Below are 14339 nucleotides of genomic sequence, written 5' to 3'. Positions count from 1 at the left end.
GGCCGCGAGCCGTTCCTGCGCGGGCAGCGAGGGCTGGACCGAGGCGCGCCGCACCCCGAGCACCTCGCCGCGCAGGTCGGCGGCGACGGCGAGGACCTTGTGCACGCCGATGTCGAGGCCGAGCACGCAGCCGGACTCGGCGCGGAAGCGGTAGCGCTTGGCGGGGCGGCCGATCTGGCGCCGCCCGCCGACGGCTTCGGGGGCCACCTCCTCGACGAGCCGCTGTTCAGCCAATCCGGTCAGCGCGTTCTCCACGGTCGCCCGGGTGACAGCGGCGGCGTTGACGAGTTCGGTGAGTGTGAGTTCCTCCGCCTCGTGCAGAGCGCGCAGCACAGCGGCCTGGTTGAGGCGCCGGAGCAGTGATGAGTCGCCTCCGGTGATGGACACGTTCTTCTTCGACCCCCTTGACGCTGTGATGGGAGCGATGCACGATCGGGCCATCTTATTTTAGAAGGTACCAAAAATAAGTAGAGTTCGATGCAGACGTCCGGATCGAGGACAACCGTGAATCGCAACGCCAGGACAGCCGCACCGCTCCTCGCTCTCGGCCTGGCCGCAGGCGCCTGCTCACCCGCCGGGTCCACTTCGGGCTCGTCGGAGGAGGGGAAGGCCGAGATCACCTTCCTGACCTTCCAGACGCCGAACCTGGACGCGAAGTACGGGGACGTGGCCATCGCCCGCGCCGAGAAGAAGGTCCCTGGTGTGAGCGTCAAGAAGCTCGTCGCGCCGAGCACCGACCGCACCGGGTGCGCCAAGCAACTGCTGCCCTCCGGACAGTTCCCCGACGTGATGATCGCCGTTTCTCCCTCCGGTTTCGCCGAGTCCGGGAACCTGGCGGCGTGGACGGACAAGGAACTCGCGCCCTTCACGTTCCCCCACTCCAACCCCATCGGCGGCAAGATCTACCAGACTGCCGTACAACACGCGCCTGACGCCGCTGGTCTATTACAGCAAGGACAAGTTCAAGAAGGCCGGGGTCGCCGCGCCCCCGAAGACCTACCAGGAACTCCTCGACGACAGCGCCAAGTTGAAGAAGGTCGGCAGCAACCCGTTCGTCGTCGGCGGTGGCGGCAAGGACGCCTTCGCGGCCTCCTTTCTGTGGACCGCCCTCGTCGGCACCGACGTCTACAAGAAGATGCCGGACTGGATGGTCCAACGCCGTCCGGACGAGGCGAAGTTCGCCGACGCCGACTTCAAGGGTGCCACCGACAAGTTCGTGCGGCTCGTGAAGATGGGCTATGTCGACAAGGCGGGCCTCCCGCGCGACTATGCCGCCACCGAGAGGGCGTTCCTCGGCGGCAAGGGCGCCATGTACCCGATGGGCACCTGGTTCGCCACGGCCGCCGACAAGAACGCGATGAAGGACGACATCGGCGTCTTCCCGTTCCCGACCGACGACGGCTCCCCGGCCGTCCCCTCGTACACCGGCGGCGGAATGTCCGTGAACGCCAAGTCCCAGCACGTGGCCCTGGCGAAAAAGTTCGCGCTCGCCTTCCAGCGGGACCGGCGGAACCTCGACGCCGTCGTGAAGAGCGACGGCGCGATCATCGCCATGAAGGGATACATGCCGCCCGCCGACATGGGGCCCGTCTACACCGCGACCGCCAAGGTCTACGACGGCGCCGTCAAGGACAAGGGCATCGTCAATGCCTTCCTCGTCGAGACCGGCGACGACTCGCCGCTGCCCGGCATGGTCGAGAAGTCGTACGCCTTCGCGCGGGACCTCATCGCCGGGCGCAAGAACGCCGACCAGGTGACCCAGGCACTCGACGAGGACTGGGGCAAGGCCAAGTGCTGGCGATCGCCGAAAAGGGGGCGGCCGTGCGCCGGGCCGCCCCCCTGATCCCCGCCCCGCGCCGCCGCAGCCCCTGGCCCGCCCTGCCCCACTTCGTCGGCTTCGGCCTGCCCGGACTGCTCGTCCATGCCTGCTTCGTGCTCGCGCCGATCCTGCTGAGCGTCGGCTACAGCTTCACCAACGCCGACCAGTTCAAGCCGCACACCCGCTTCATCGGGTTCGACAACTACGTGAACCTGCTGACCGACGACGCGTTCCTGGCCGCGCTGAAGGTCACCACGATCCTCACGCTGATCGTCGTCATCGTGCCCAACGTCCTCGGTCTCGCCGTGGCCCTGCTGCTCGACCGGCGCGGCTGGCTCTACAACGCGCTGCGCGGCGCTTTTTTCGTCCCCGTCGTGCTGTCCTCAGTGGTCGTCACCGTGATCTGGCAGGCGATGCTCACCGACGACGGGCTGATCAACACCGCGCTGCGTTCCCTCGGTGTCGCGCATCCGCCCGGCTGGCTGTCCGACCCCCAGCTCGCCCTGTACTCCATCCGCTCCTGCGGCCGGCCACCGCGTCCGTCCTCATCTTCCTGGGCGTGTGGATCTGGAACGACTTCCTCAACCCGCTGATCATCCTCGGCCCGCCGGCGGCACCACCGTCACCGTCGGCGTCTACCGCGCGATCGGCGAACACCAGCAGGACTACGGCCAGGTCTTCGGGCTGATGTTCCTCGCCGCCCGGCCCGTGCTGATCTTCTACCTCGCCCTCCAGAAGCACTTCGTCAAGGACCTCACCGGAGGAGCCGTCAAGGGATGACCGTGACCCAACCCGCCCCGATAGCAACCGAGTTCACCAACCTGCACCGGCACATCGGCCGTCCGCTCGGCCGCCCGCTGACGCTCGCCGTCGCCGGCGCGGGCGCACGCGGCAGTGGGTACGCGCTGCTCGCCGCCGAGGGCGACATCCCCGTGCGCATCACGGCGCTCGCCGAACCGCGCACCGGTCGCCGTGACCAACTGGCCGCCCGGCTCGGTGTGCCCGCCGAGCACTGCCACGACGACTGGCGGGAGCTGGCCGCCGGGCCCCGCGTCGCGGACGCCGTCGTCATCGCCGTACAGGACGCCCAACACCTGGAAGCGGCCGAGCAGTTCACGGCCCGCGGCTACGACATCCTCCTCGAAAAGCCCATGGCCACCACGGTCGACGAGGTCGACCGCATCGCCGCCGCCGCCGAGGCCGCCGGGGTCTCCCTCACCGTCTGCCACGTCATGCGCTACTCGCCATACAGCGTGCGCGTGAAGGAGATCGTCGCCTCCGGCCGGATCGGGGACGTCGTCAGCGTCCAACACCTCGAGCCCATCGGCTACTGGCACTACGCGCACTCGTACGTCCGCGGAAACTGGCGCCGCGAGGACACCTCCAGTTTCATGCTCCTGACGAAGACCTGCCACGACATCGACTGGATCGGCCACATCGTGGGCCGCCCGGTCGAGGCGGTCTCCTCGTTCGGCTCGCTGTCCCACTTCCGCCCGGAGAACGCGCCCGAGGGTTCGACCGACCGCTGCGTGACCTGCCCGCTCAACGACACCTGCGCCTACTCGGCGCTCAAACTGTACCCGGTCGGCCTGCGTGAGGGCGGCGTCAAGCGGTACTTCACGCGGATCGCCGCCGACGAGCTGACCGAGGACGCGGTGGAGCGGGCGCTCACCGACGGACCGTACGGGCGGTGCGTGTACCGCAGCGACAACGACGTCGTCGACCATCAGGTCGTCACCCTCGTCTACGAGGGCGGCGCCACGGCCGCCTTCACCGCCACCGCGTTCACCCCGCAGGAGAACCGGCACACCAAGATCTTCGGCACGCGCGGTCAGCTCAGCGGCGACGGTCGGCACATCGAGGTCTACGACTTCACCACCGACGAGCGCACCGTCATCGACACCGACAACGGCGGGGCCGGCGCGGCCGAGGGACACGGCGGAGGCGACGCGGGCCTGGTCGCCGCCTTCGTGCGGGCCCACCATCAGGGGCGGCCCGAACTCCTGCTGACCGGCGCGGGCGAGAGCCGCGACAGCCACCGTGTCGTCTTCGCGGCCGAGCAGGCGCGGCGCAGCGGACGGGTCGTCGTGCTGGCAGGCACGGCGTGATGAACCCATGGGCGGGCGGCCGGCGCGGGCTCGTCCCCGTGCTCGCCGTCGCGCTCGTCGCCCTGCTCGCCGGGACGTGGCTGCTGTCGGGGGAGCTCGTCGAAGACACCGACCCGCTGCTCGTCGCGGTGGGCCGAACGGGCTTGGCGTGCACGGTACTTGCCGCGTTCGCGGCGGCACGTGCCGACACCCGCGAACAGGCGCGGGCGGTTCTCGCGCGGCCCGGCCGGCTCGTGTATCTGGCCTTACTCGGCTTCGCCGCGTACGCACTCGGCACGCTCCTCGCCATGCCGCGCATCGGAACCTCCCTCACCAACCTGGTGGTGGCGCTGATGCCGTGCGCGTCGCTGGCCCTCGGCGCACTCTGGTTCGGGCAGCGCGCCACCGTCCGGCAGGCCGCGGGAGCGGTGCTCGCCACCGCGGCCACCGCGGCGTACGCCCTGCTCGGGGGAGGCAGCCGGCTCGACGGGGCGGGCCTGCTGCTCGCCGTCGCCGGGATGCTCGCCTTCGCCTGGTACGGGTTCCTGTACCGACAACACCTCGGCGGCATCGCCCCCGTCGCCGCCCTGCCCGTGCTGCTCGGCGCGGCGACAGCGCTGCTGCTGCCCTTCACCCTGGCGGCACACGAGGCTGCGCCGGGGGAGTGGGCCGGGATCGCGGTGCTCGGCGGGGCGGTGTACGGGCCCGCCTACCTCGTGCAGCACCGCCTGATCCTGCTGCGCGGCCCGGTGTTCACGGCCGCCGTCCAGCTGGCGGTGCCGTTCACCGTACGGCTCGGAGAGTGGGCGACCGGTCTGTCCGGACCGCCCTCCGCTGTCGAAGTCACTCTGCTGAGCTGCGCGTTGGCGGGCATCGGCCTGGTGACCCTGCCGCGCCTGAAGCGTTCGACGTCCTACCGCACCACCGCACATCCCACCCGGCAGGGAGCCACCCCGCCGGACCGTGTGCCGCGCACAGCGGCAGGAGAGGATCGACCATGAGGCACCCGAGACACCCGCAAGCGTGGCGCGCCACCGTCCTGACGGGCGCGCTCGCCCTGAGCCTTGGCATCGCGACGACCGCACCGGCCGACGCGACCCCCGCCGCCCAGCGCGCCGTGCACCACGGCGTCAGGGGCGCCCTCTCGCTTTCCGCCGGCTATCTGTCCATCGGCCTGGACCGGACAGGGACCGTGACCGGACTCCTGGACTCACGCACCGGCACGGACCATCTGGCCCCCGGTAAGGCCGCCTCCCTCGTCAGCCTCGTCATCGACGGTAAGCAGATACGGCCCACGCGTGTGGTCCGCGACCACCACGACTCCCGCGTGCTCACCTTCAGCAACAGCAAGGCCGGTTACGAGGTCGATGTACGGGCTGTCGACAAGGGCGCGTACACGACGCTCGAAGCCGTACGTGTCCATGTCCCGGACGGCGCCGACGTACAGACCCTGCTGTGGGGACCGCTCGCCACGGACATCACCCGGACCGTCGGCGAGACGGTCGGCATCGTGCGCGACGACGCCTTCGCCATCGGCCTGCGCCCCCTGACCGACCGCACGGAAGGCGCGTGGCCGCAGGAGTACCAGGACTACGGCTGGGAGAGCGAGGTCGCCGACAACCCGTCGAAGCTCCAAGTCGCCCCGCACGAAGAGTGGAGCGCGGCCGGGAAGACCCCGTGGGGCTCGGTGCTGCGCGCCTTCACGTACGACTACACCCAAAAGCGCGAGCGGCAGAACCTCGGCGGCTACCGCATTCCTGTCGGGCCGCTGCCCCAGCCCAGCGCGCGCGTCACCGGCTCCAAAGTGGCTCTGTTCGGCACCACGCCCGGCATGGCCCCGACCGTCCTGTCCGCCGTCGCCTCCGGCGAGGGCCTGCCGTACCCGACGCAGAACGGCCAGTGGCAGAAGGCCGCGCAGGCCAGTAGCCAGTCGTTCCTCGTGCTCGGCGACCTGAACACGGACACGATCCCGGCGGCCGCCCGCTTCGCGAAGGCCGCGGGCATCGGCTACGTCTACTCGCTGCCCAATGCCGTGGGGCCCTGGCAGAGCACCGGGCACTACCAGTTCAACTCCAGCCTCGGCGGCAGCGACGCGGGAGCCAGGGCGGCGGTGGACCTGGCCGCATCCAACGGCGTACGCCTCGGCGTGCACACCATCTCCGACTTCATCAGCACCAACGATCCGTACGTCAGCCCCGCTCCCGCCGACTCCCGCCTCGCCATCGGTGGCCCGGCCAAGCTGACCCGCCCCCTCGCCGCAGGCGACACCACGCTCTTCCTCGACTCCGACGCCCTCCTCGCGAATGGCCTGTACGGCAAACTCCTGCGCGTCGGGGACGAGTTCGTCTCGTACGACACCGCGCGGAAGACCGGCGACGAGTGGCAGGTCACCGGCGTCAAACGCGCCCAGTGGGATTCGGCCGCCGCGGCTCACGCCACGGGGGAGACAGCCGCCCGCGTCGTCGTCAACAGCTACGGCGGACCCATCGGCGGCCACGACATCATCAAGGAGATCTCCACCCGCCTGGCGACCGCCTGGAACGACACCGGTATCCGTGCCAACTCCTACGACGGCGTGGAGTCGGCGTCGGAGTCCGGCTGGGGCTCGTACGGGCAGGCCCTGCTCATCAACGGCGCCTACAAGCGGAACAAGGCCAAGGACGGCTTCGTCACCGAGACGAGCCGCATGACCTCCAACACCTGGGACGCGCTCACCCGCGCGAGCTGGGGCGAGGTCGGCTCCACCTCGATGAATCAGGTCTTCATCAACAACGAGTTCTACCAGGCCAATTACCTTCCCGGGATGCTGGGTTGGGTCAGCCTCAACGGCTCGGAGAGCCTGCTGAGCATCGAGAGCAAGCTGGCGCGCGGCGCGGGACTCAACGCCGGTGTCGGATTCCAGACGTCCGTCGCCAACCTCACGGCCGGCGGCGACAACGGCCTGAAGGTCCTCGACGCCATCAAGCAGTGGGAGACGGCCCGTAACCTGGGAGCCTTCACCAAGGCGCAGCGGGCACGGATGCGTGACCAGTCGACCAACTGGCACCTCACCACCGTCACCCCCGGCAGGAAGTGGGCGCTCCAGGAGCTCGACGCGAGCGGCACTCCGGTCGGCGCGCCGCAGCAGGTCGTGGCACCGGCCCCTCGCCTCGTCACACAATCCCTTCCAGCGGCGAAGCCGCACGGCCTCTACGAAGCGAAGGTCGCCACGAACACCCCGGCGACCGTGCGCTACGAGGTGACCGCGGGCGCACTGCCCGAGGGGTTGGTGCTGAACCGGGACACCGGTGGCATCACCGGTGTCCCGAAGCGGGCGGGGAAGTCCGGGTTCACCGTCACCGCCCGCAACACCGGCGGACTACCGGACGCCTCCGCCCACTATGAGATCACGTTCGACTAGGGCCTGTGTGATGTCGCGATCCATCGGATGCTCGTAAGCCTTCTTCTCGGGGATGAGCGCCTCGATATGGCGTTTCCGCCGGTAGGCGCGGTTGGCGCGGGACGAGTACGCCTTGTTCGCGGCGACCGCGCCCGGCCGGGCGCGGGGCCGGCCGGCAGGCGGTCGGGTTGAACCGGCTGCCGGCCTCGTAGCGCTGCAAGCGCAACGAGAAACAACATCCGGCCGTTGGCAACGTGCGTCGGCGTGCCATGCCTCGGGCCGCGAAGAGCCAAGAACGTGCAGAACTAAACGACTTCGAACAGCATCAGTCATGAGAGTCGTTCGGAGCTGTGGCTCATGAATCCTCCTTGCCATATCCGGGAGGTCGGGTCAGAAGTGGGCAATGCGCACGCCTGGACGACCGTTCATTCGAGCTGTCGGCCCCACTCGGCGAGCCACCCGGGCGTTGACAGGCTCCCCGCGATCCCTCACCATCGGCACGACTGCGCGACTGTGTTCGTTCATGTTGCAGATTGCGCGTTTGATGGTCGATCCTCCCCACCTTCTCGGAGTCGACATGACACCCCTGCTCAAACGCAGACCAACTCTCCTTGCGCTCCTGTTCCTTGTGGTCGGCGCCCTCATCTATGGGCCCATGCCCCATGCCCAGGCCGCCCCGAGCGCGTCCATCACGATCGACGGCAAGAAGCCCGGCCGCACCTTCGACGGAGTCGGGGCGATCAGCGGTGGCGGCGGCAACACCCGGCTGCTCATCGACTATCCGGAGCCGCAGCGCAGCCAGCTGCTCGACTACCTGTTCAAGCCCGGCTACGGGGCCGCCCTGCAAGTCCTGAAACTGGAGATCGGCGGCGACACCAACTCCACCGACGGCGCCGAGCCCAGCCACGAGCACACCCGTGGGCAGGTGGACTGCGGGGAGGGCTACGAGTGGTGGCTCGCCGAGCAGGCCAAGAAGCGCAACCCCGACATCAAGCTGGCCGGCCTCGCCTGGGGCGCCCCGGGATGGATCGGCGACGGCAACTTCTGGTCCCAGGACACGATCGACTACTACATGTCCTGGTTCGGCTGCGCGAAGAAGCACCACCTGGACATCGACTACATCGGCGGCTGGAACGAGCGCGGATACAACGTCGACTGGTTCAAGAAGCTCAAGTCCACGCTCACGGACAAGGGTTACGACACGAAGGTCGTCGCCGCCGAGAGCGGTTGGGACGTGGCGGACGCGCTCAAGAACGACCCCGAGTTCAACGAGGCGGTCGACATCGTCGGTGTCCACTACCCCTGCGGCTACCAGACCGACTTCACCGCGTGCCCCAGCACCGACACCGCGCAAGGCCTCGGCAAGCCGCTGTGGGCGAGCGAGAACGGATCCCTGGAAACCGACACCGGAGCCCCCGCGGTGGCCCGCGCCATCAACCGCGACTACATCGACGGCAAGATGACCGCCTACTTCAACTGGCCGGCCATCGCCGCGCTCTACCCGAACCTGTTTTTCTCGACCGACGGCATGTCGGTCGCGGCGCAGCCCTGGTCGGGCCACTACAGCATCGGCACGACGACCTGGATCACTGCGCACACCTCGCAGTTCACCAAGCCGGGCTGGCAGTACATCGACTCCGCGAGCGGCTATCTCGGTGGTGACCGGGCCAATGGCAGCCATGTCTCGCTGAAGTCGACGAACGACAGGGACTACTCGACGGTCATCGAGACCGTGGACGCCAAGGATGAGCAGACTGTGAACGTCGCCGTGGGCGGCGGCCTGTCCACCGGCGCGGTGCACGTCTGGTCCACCGACGTTAAGTCGGACAGCACCGCGGACGACTTCGTGCGCGGCGACGACATCACACCGACGCACGGCACATACCGCCTGACCCTGAAGCCGGGACACGTCTACACGCTCACCACCACCACCGGCCAGGGCAAGGGCACAGTGAAGCCTCCGGCGGGCGCCGCAATGAAGCTGCCCTACTCCGACACCTTCGACAAACCCGGTGCGTCCACGAACGCCAAATACTTCTCCGACATGAACGGCGCTTTCAAGACCGTGGACTGCGGCGGCGGCCGCGCCGGCACCTGCCTGCGCCAGATGGCCCCGACCGGCCCGATCCGCTGGACCGACGAGCCCTACTACGCACCGTACTCGTTCATGGGCGACGGCTCGTGGACCAACTACACGGTCTCCGCCGACGTGCTGCTGGAACAGTCCGGCAGCGCCGAGCTCCTCGGCCGAGTCGGTATACAGGGCCGCAACAACAATGGCCTGGATGCCTACCACTTGAGGGCCGGTGACGACGGTTCCTGGTCGATCGACAAGAGCGACAGGACATGGAAGTACACGACCCTGGCCAAGGGGAAGACCGACGCCCTGGGCCTGAACACCTGGCACAAACTGTCGCTCATGATGCGGGGCACGAAGCTGACGGCGTCCCTCGACGGCAAGACTCTCGGCAGCGTGGACGACTCCACGTTCGCCCGCGGCCAAGCGGGCATCGGGGTGACCGGCTACCAGACCGACCAGTTCGACAACTTCAAGCTCACCGCGGGCACGGTGCCACGGCCTCGCACGGGTGAGGTCACGTCCGGCCTGGGCGGCAAGTGCCTCGACGACGCCCAGGGCGCCACCGCGGACGGAAACCGCATCCAGATCTGGGACTGCAACGGCTCCGACGCGCAGAAGTGGTCATCGGACGGCAGCACGCTGCGCCTGGGCGGCCGGGACGGCAAGTGCGTCGAGGCCGACGCCAAGAGCACGCGGAACGGCACCCCGGTCCAGCTCGGGAAGTGCGACGGCGGCGAGAACCAGCGCTGGGTGCCACGCTCCGACGGAACCCTCTGGAGCGCGGGCTCCGGACGCTGCCTCGACATCCCGGGCGGCAACTCGGGCAACGGCGCAGTGCAGTTGGCCCTGTGGGACTGCAACGCCGGGGAGAACCAGCGGTGGACGCTGCCCTGAGGCATGTCTGACAGGACGGCATTCCGCGGCGGGATCTGCCGTCACCGTTCGGGAAGTGACAGACCGCCCGCTTCCGTCATCGCAGGTGGGCGGCGGACGGCGCCTAGGAGAAGATCTTGGGTGCCGTCCAGGCCGCCGCCGAAGGGAGGCACGGACCGACTGGTCTTTGGTGAGCACGGACTCCACCCGGTTCAGGCGCGGCCCGAGGACCCGTTCCAGCGACGGGTCCTCGGGCCTGGTGGTATGCCCGCATCCCACGTACCCCTGGCTCGGCTCATCGACTGCGCAGCCGTCGCACTCGACCTGGCTCGCGCATTGCGGCCGGACGGCAGATCTTCGTGCCCTCGCAGCCTTCCAGATGTATCACATCTATATCTCTGCTCTGGCCCGATTAATTGTGTTCAACTTCTTGACGTGACTGCGGCCAAACCACAGACTCTTCTGAGCTCAAGGCGCTTGAAGGCGAGGCGTCAGGAGGAGAGGCCGTCAGCGAGGGCTGTGCGACCACCAAAAGTTTCTGGACTATGTGAGTCCCTTCAGGTGATTGAAGTTGATCATCTGCCAACGGGTTTCGGAACGGCGGCGAGGTGATACCACCGCCCCGCGGCACTGCCGCTCAGAGGGATGAAGCGCAGCACGAACCTCCAAGAACGATCCCATCGAGAATGCTTGGAGCCCGCCATGAGATGTCGCCTGAGACTGCTTGCGTGTCTGCTCCTCTTACTGTCCTTCGTCGCTCCCGCCGCGCCGGCGACAGCCGAACCCGCCTCCGTCAATGTCAGGCCCGCGGTGGTACCTGCCCTTCAGAAGTGGCAGGGCGGTATGGGCTCCTTCGAGCTGCGCCGACACAGCCGAATCGTGTTCGCCGGAAAACATGGCGACGGACTGCGTGACCGGATTGCCACGCTCCCGAACGAGGTCGAGCAGGTGACGGGGCGGAGGCCGGACATCGCGCCCGGGGCCCCGCAGGACGGCGACATCGTGCTGGCGGTCGATCCCACACTGGCCGAAGCCGAGGGCGGTGCCCGGTTCAAGGAGGAGGGGTACACCTTCACGGTCACCGACCGGAACGTGTGGATCACCGCACGGACCACGAGGGGCGTCTACTACGGCACGCGCACGCTGCTGCAGATTCTGCTGCTCGACGACGGCCGTGACTCGGTGCCCGTGGGCACCGCCGTGGACTGGCCGAACTACAAGGTGCGGGGCTTCATGCTGGATGTCGGACGGCGCTTCTTCACCGCTGACTTCATCCGGGACTATGTGCGGCTCATGGGCTGGTTCAAGCTCAACGAGCTGCAACTGCACCTCAACGACAACGGGTTCAAGGGCGACAGGCCCTGGAGCGAGGTCCAGGCCGGCTTCCGGCTCAAGACCGACAACCCCGAACTGGCCGGGCTGGCCTCGAAGGACGGAGCCTACGACCGACGCGACTGGGACTCCTTCGAGGACACTGCGGCCGTCAACGGTGTCACGATCACCCCTGAGATCGACGCTCCCGCCCACTCGCTGGCGTTTACACGGTTCCGGCCGTCGCTGGGGCTCAACAACGGCGACTCCGACCACCTGGACCTGTCGAAGCCGGAAACCACCGCGTTCATGAAGTCGGTGTTCGACGAGTTCGTTCCCTGGTTCCGCAGTCCGGATGTGCACTTCGGCGCAGACGAGTACACGGTGGACAAACCCCGCTACAAGATCTACTTCAACGAGATGGCGGCCCACGTCCGCGCGCTCGGGAAGCATCCACGGGCCTGGGGCAGCTTGTCCGTCATGGCCTCCGACGCCGACGGCTACGACCGCGACGTCACCCTCAACAGCTGGAACAACCAGTGGTACGGGCCGCAGGCCGCCAAGCGGGACGGATTCTCCTTCATCAACACCAACGACGACCTGCTCTACATCGTCCCGTTCGCGGACTACTACCACGGCCGGGGGCTGGACGGTAAGTATCTCTACGACCAGTGGGAGCCCAACGTCTTCCCGGACGGTCAGAGCGTCGAACCTGGTGACCCTCAACTGCTCGGCGCCATGTCCGCCGTCTGGAACGACCTGACCGAAGCCACCTACGGCGAACTGGATGTGCACGGGCTGGTCGAGCCCACGTTCGGCGTGCTGGCCCAGAAGATGTGGAGCGGCGCCAAGTCGGACGTACCGTACGACTCCTTCCTCGCGACCGTGCGCAGGCTCGGCGTGGGCACAGGACTGACCAAGGTCGCCACGACACTGGCCACCGCGGCCAACGGAGAGGTGAGCCTGGGCAGACCGGCGACTGCGTCCGCGGGCGAGGCATGCGCGGCGTTCGACGGCGTGGGCACCACCAAGTGGGAAAGCGGACGAGGAGATGACGCCTGGCTCCGAGTGGACCTCGACCGTCCGGAGACGGTCAGCAAGGTCGAGTTGGACTGGGCGCCCGCGCACGGGCGCGACTACGAGATCCAGGTGTCAAGGAACGGCACGACCTGGACCACGGTCGCAGGTCGCACAGGCCGCGAATCCGCGGGTTCCGACACGCTCACCTTCGATCCGGTCACGGCCCGGCACGTGCGGCTCATCGGGACCGAGGCGGGACGGAAACAGGACGGATACGCGCTGTGGAGCATGCGCGTGTTCGATGCACCCGACCTGGCTCTGCATCAGCCGACCACGGCATCGTCGTCCGAGGTGCCTGGCCTGGGACCGGAGAACGCCACCGATGGGGATGGAAAGACCCGATGGGCCAGTGCCTACCGGGACGACGAGTGGATCCAGGTGGACCTCGGCCGCTCGCAGAATGTCCGGCGCGTCCTGCTCGACTGGGAGACGGCATCCGCAGCGGACTACGACATCCAGGTCTCCGACGACGTGGAGAACTGGAAGACGGTGGCCGCGGCCAGAAGCAAGCCGACGGGCGCGCGTGTGGACGAACTCACCTTGGCGCCGGTGACAGGCCGATACGTGCGCATGCAAGGGATCAAGCGCACGTCTTCCTACGGCTACTCGCTCCGGCGATTCGAGGTCCGAGCCACGAGCCCGGAGGCCGACGTCATCCATCAGGGCCGGCAGCACTGACCACCTGGGTTCACCCATTCCGTCGCGGACACCGGCGGAATCGGTACCAGCACCACCTTCGAACAGATCGACATGGAGGATTCATGGACAGACGGAATTTCCTGATCGCCAGCGGTTTGAGTTCGCTGGCGACGATCGCGGTTCCGGCGATGGCCGAGCCGGCGTCCGCGGCACAGGAGCCCAGGGCACTGCGGATCAAGGCGGGATTCCTGGCGATCGGCCTCGACCAGGCGGGTCGGGTAGCCAGTCTGGTGGACCTGCGCAACGGAACCGACTACGCGGCGGCGGATAGAAAGACGCCCCTGGTGTCTGTCGTGCTGGAGGACGGGAAGCAGGAAACCCCTACCCAGGTGCGGGTTTCGCGACGAGACCCGCGGGTGTTGGTGTTCAGCAGCGACAAGGTGCGCGTCGAGGTGAAGGTCGTCACGCGTGCGACGTACTCGACGCTCGAGATCATCGGCCTGGACGCCGCGTCGGGTGTGGATGTGCAGACGTTGTTGTGGGGGCCGCTGGCGGCACGCGTCAACCAAACGGTGGGTGAGGGTGTCGGCCTGGTCGGCGACAGCCGCTTCGTGTTCGGCATCCACCCGCTCAACGACAAGACCGTCGGTGCCTGGCCCAAGGAGTTCGGCTCGTTCGGGTTCGGCTCGGACGTCGAATCCAAGCCGTACGGGCAGGGCGGGACACAGAACGACTGGAGCGCCGCGGCGAAGACGTCGTGGGGCAGCATCCTGCGTGCCTACACCTACGACTACAGCAAGGTCCGGATCAGGGACGGCCAGATCCCGACCGGCCCGCTCTCGGGATCCGAAAGGAAGATCACCGGGTCGAAGCTGGCGGTGTTCGGCAGCGCACCGGATCTTGTGCTCACCGTGCTCAGCCAGGTCGCGCGGGGGGAGGGCCTGCCGTACCCCACCATCAACGGGCAGTGGCAGAAGGTGGCCGAGGCGACCCGGCAGCCGTTTCTGGTGCTGCACGACCTGAGTTCCGCGAATCTGGCCTCCGCCGTCACGTTCGCCCAGCAGGCAGGCA

8 protein-coding genes and 3 pseudogenes are annotated in these 14339 nt (G+C 68.1%); 9 read left to right on the top strand and 2 right to left on the bottom strand.

The window, feature by feature from the left end; genetic code table 11:
• The coding region (locus KN815_RS03475; protein WP_216340046.1) for a MarR family transcriptional regulator at positions 1 to 387 on the bottom strand (387 nt) is incomplete at its 3' end.
• Between the two features lie 523 nt (positions 388 to 910).
• Between KN815_RS03475 and KN815_RS03470 the strand changes: the two genes are divergently transcribed.
• The 6 genes and pseudogenes from KN815_RS03470 to KN815_RS03445 all read left to right on the top strand — a co-directional run bounded on the left by KN815_RS03470 (position 911) and on the right by KN815_RS03445 (position 7306).
• Positions 911 to 1843 (top strand): ABC transporter substrate-binding protein, encoded by a 933-nt coding sequence (locus tag KN815_RS03470; protein WP_216340048.1) that lies wholly within the window; start codon positions 911 to 913, stop codon positions 1841 to 1843.
• Positions 1822 to 2412 carry a carbohydrate ABC transporter permease gene (locus KN815_RS03465; RefSeq protein ID WP_216340044.1) on the top strand — a complete coding sequence of 197 codons (591 nt, stop codon included), beginning with the start codon at positions 1822 to 1824 and terminating at the stop codon, positions 2410 to 2412. The genes KN815_RS03470 and KN815_RS03465 overlap by 22 nt, the downstream gene beginning before the upstream one ends.
• Positions 2325 to 2599, top strand: a pseudogene (locus KN815_RS03460) (carbohydrate ABC transporter permease); the annotation flags it as partial. The gene KN815_RS03465 and the pseudogene KN815_RS03460, both read left to right, overlap by 88 nt.
• A complete protein-coding gene (locus tag KN815_RS03455; protein ID WP_216340042.1) occupies positions 2596 to 3927 on the top strand; it encodes a Gfo/Idh/MocA family protein in 1332 nt (443 codons plus the stop codon). The pseudogene KN815_RS03460 and the gene KN815_RS03455, both read left to right, overlap by 4 nt.
• On the top strand, positions 3927 to 4907 hold the full coding sequence (locus tag KN815_RS03450; RefSeq protein ID WP_216340040.1) for an EamA family transporter: 981 nt from the start codon (positions 3927 to 3929) through the stop codon (positions 4905 to 4907). Before KN815_RS03455 ends, KN815_RS03450 begins: the two co-directional genes overlap by 1 nt.
• Entirely contained in the window at positions 4904 to 7306 is a 2403-nt protein-coding gene (locus KN815_RS03445) for an Ig domain-containing protein (protein WP_216340038.1), read from the top strand. Before KN815_RS03450 ends, KN815_RS03445 begins: the two co-directional genes overlap by 4 nt.
• 39 nt (positions 7307 to 7345) lie before the next feature.
• On the opposite strand, the pseudogene KN815_RS03440 reads toward KN815_RS03445, so the two are convergent.
• Positions 7346 to 7471: pseudogene (locus KN815_RS03440) on the bottom strand (IS5/IS1182 family transposase); the annotation flags it as partial.
• A 469-nt stretch (positions 7472 to 7940) separates the two neighbouring features.
• Here KN815_RS03440 and KN815_RS03435 point away from each other — a divergent pair.
• From KN815_RS03435 to KN815_RS03425, 3 genes and pseudogenes are all read left to right on the top strand, one after another.
• A complete protein-coding gene (locus KN815_RS03435) occupies positions 7941 to 10259 on the top strand; it encodes a ricin-type beta-trefoil lectin domain protein (RefSeq protein WP_253208727.1) in 2319 nt (772 codons plus the stop codon).
• Positions 10260 to 10883: 624 nt separating this feature from the next.
• Complete coding sequence (locus KN815_RS03430) at positions 10884 to 13307, top strand: glycoside hydrolase family 20 protein (RefSeq protein WP_443732321.1); 2424 nt, start codon at positions 10884 to 10886, stop codon at positions 13305 to 13307.
• An 83-nt stretch (positions 13308 to 13390) separates the two neighbouring features.
• Positions 13391 to 14339 (top strand): annotated as a pseudogene (locus KN815_RS03425) (hypothetical protein); the annotation flags it as partial.

The sequence above is a fragment of the Streptomyces niphimycinicus genome (assembly GCF_018883605.1).
GTDB classification, from domain to species: Bacteria; Actinomycetota; Actinomycetes; order Streptomycetales; family Streptomycetaceae; genus Streptomyces; species Streptomyces niphimycinicus.
Note: the sequence above shows the minus strand (reverse complement) of the source record. Positions and strands in the feature narration are given on the sequence as shown.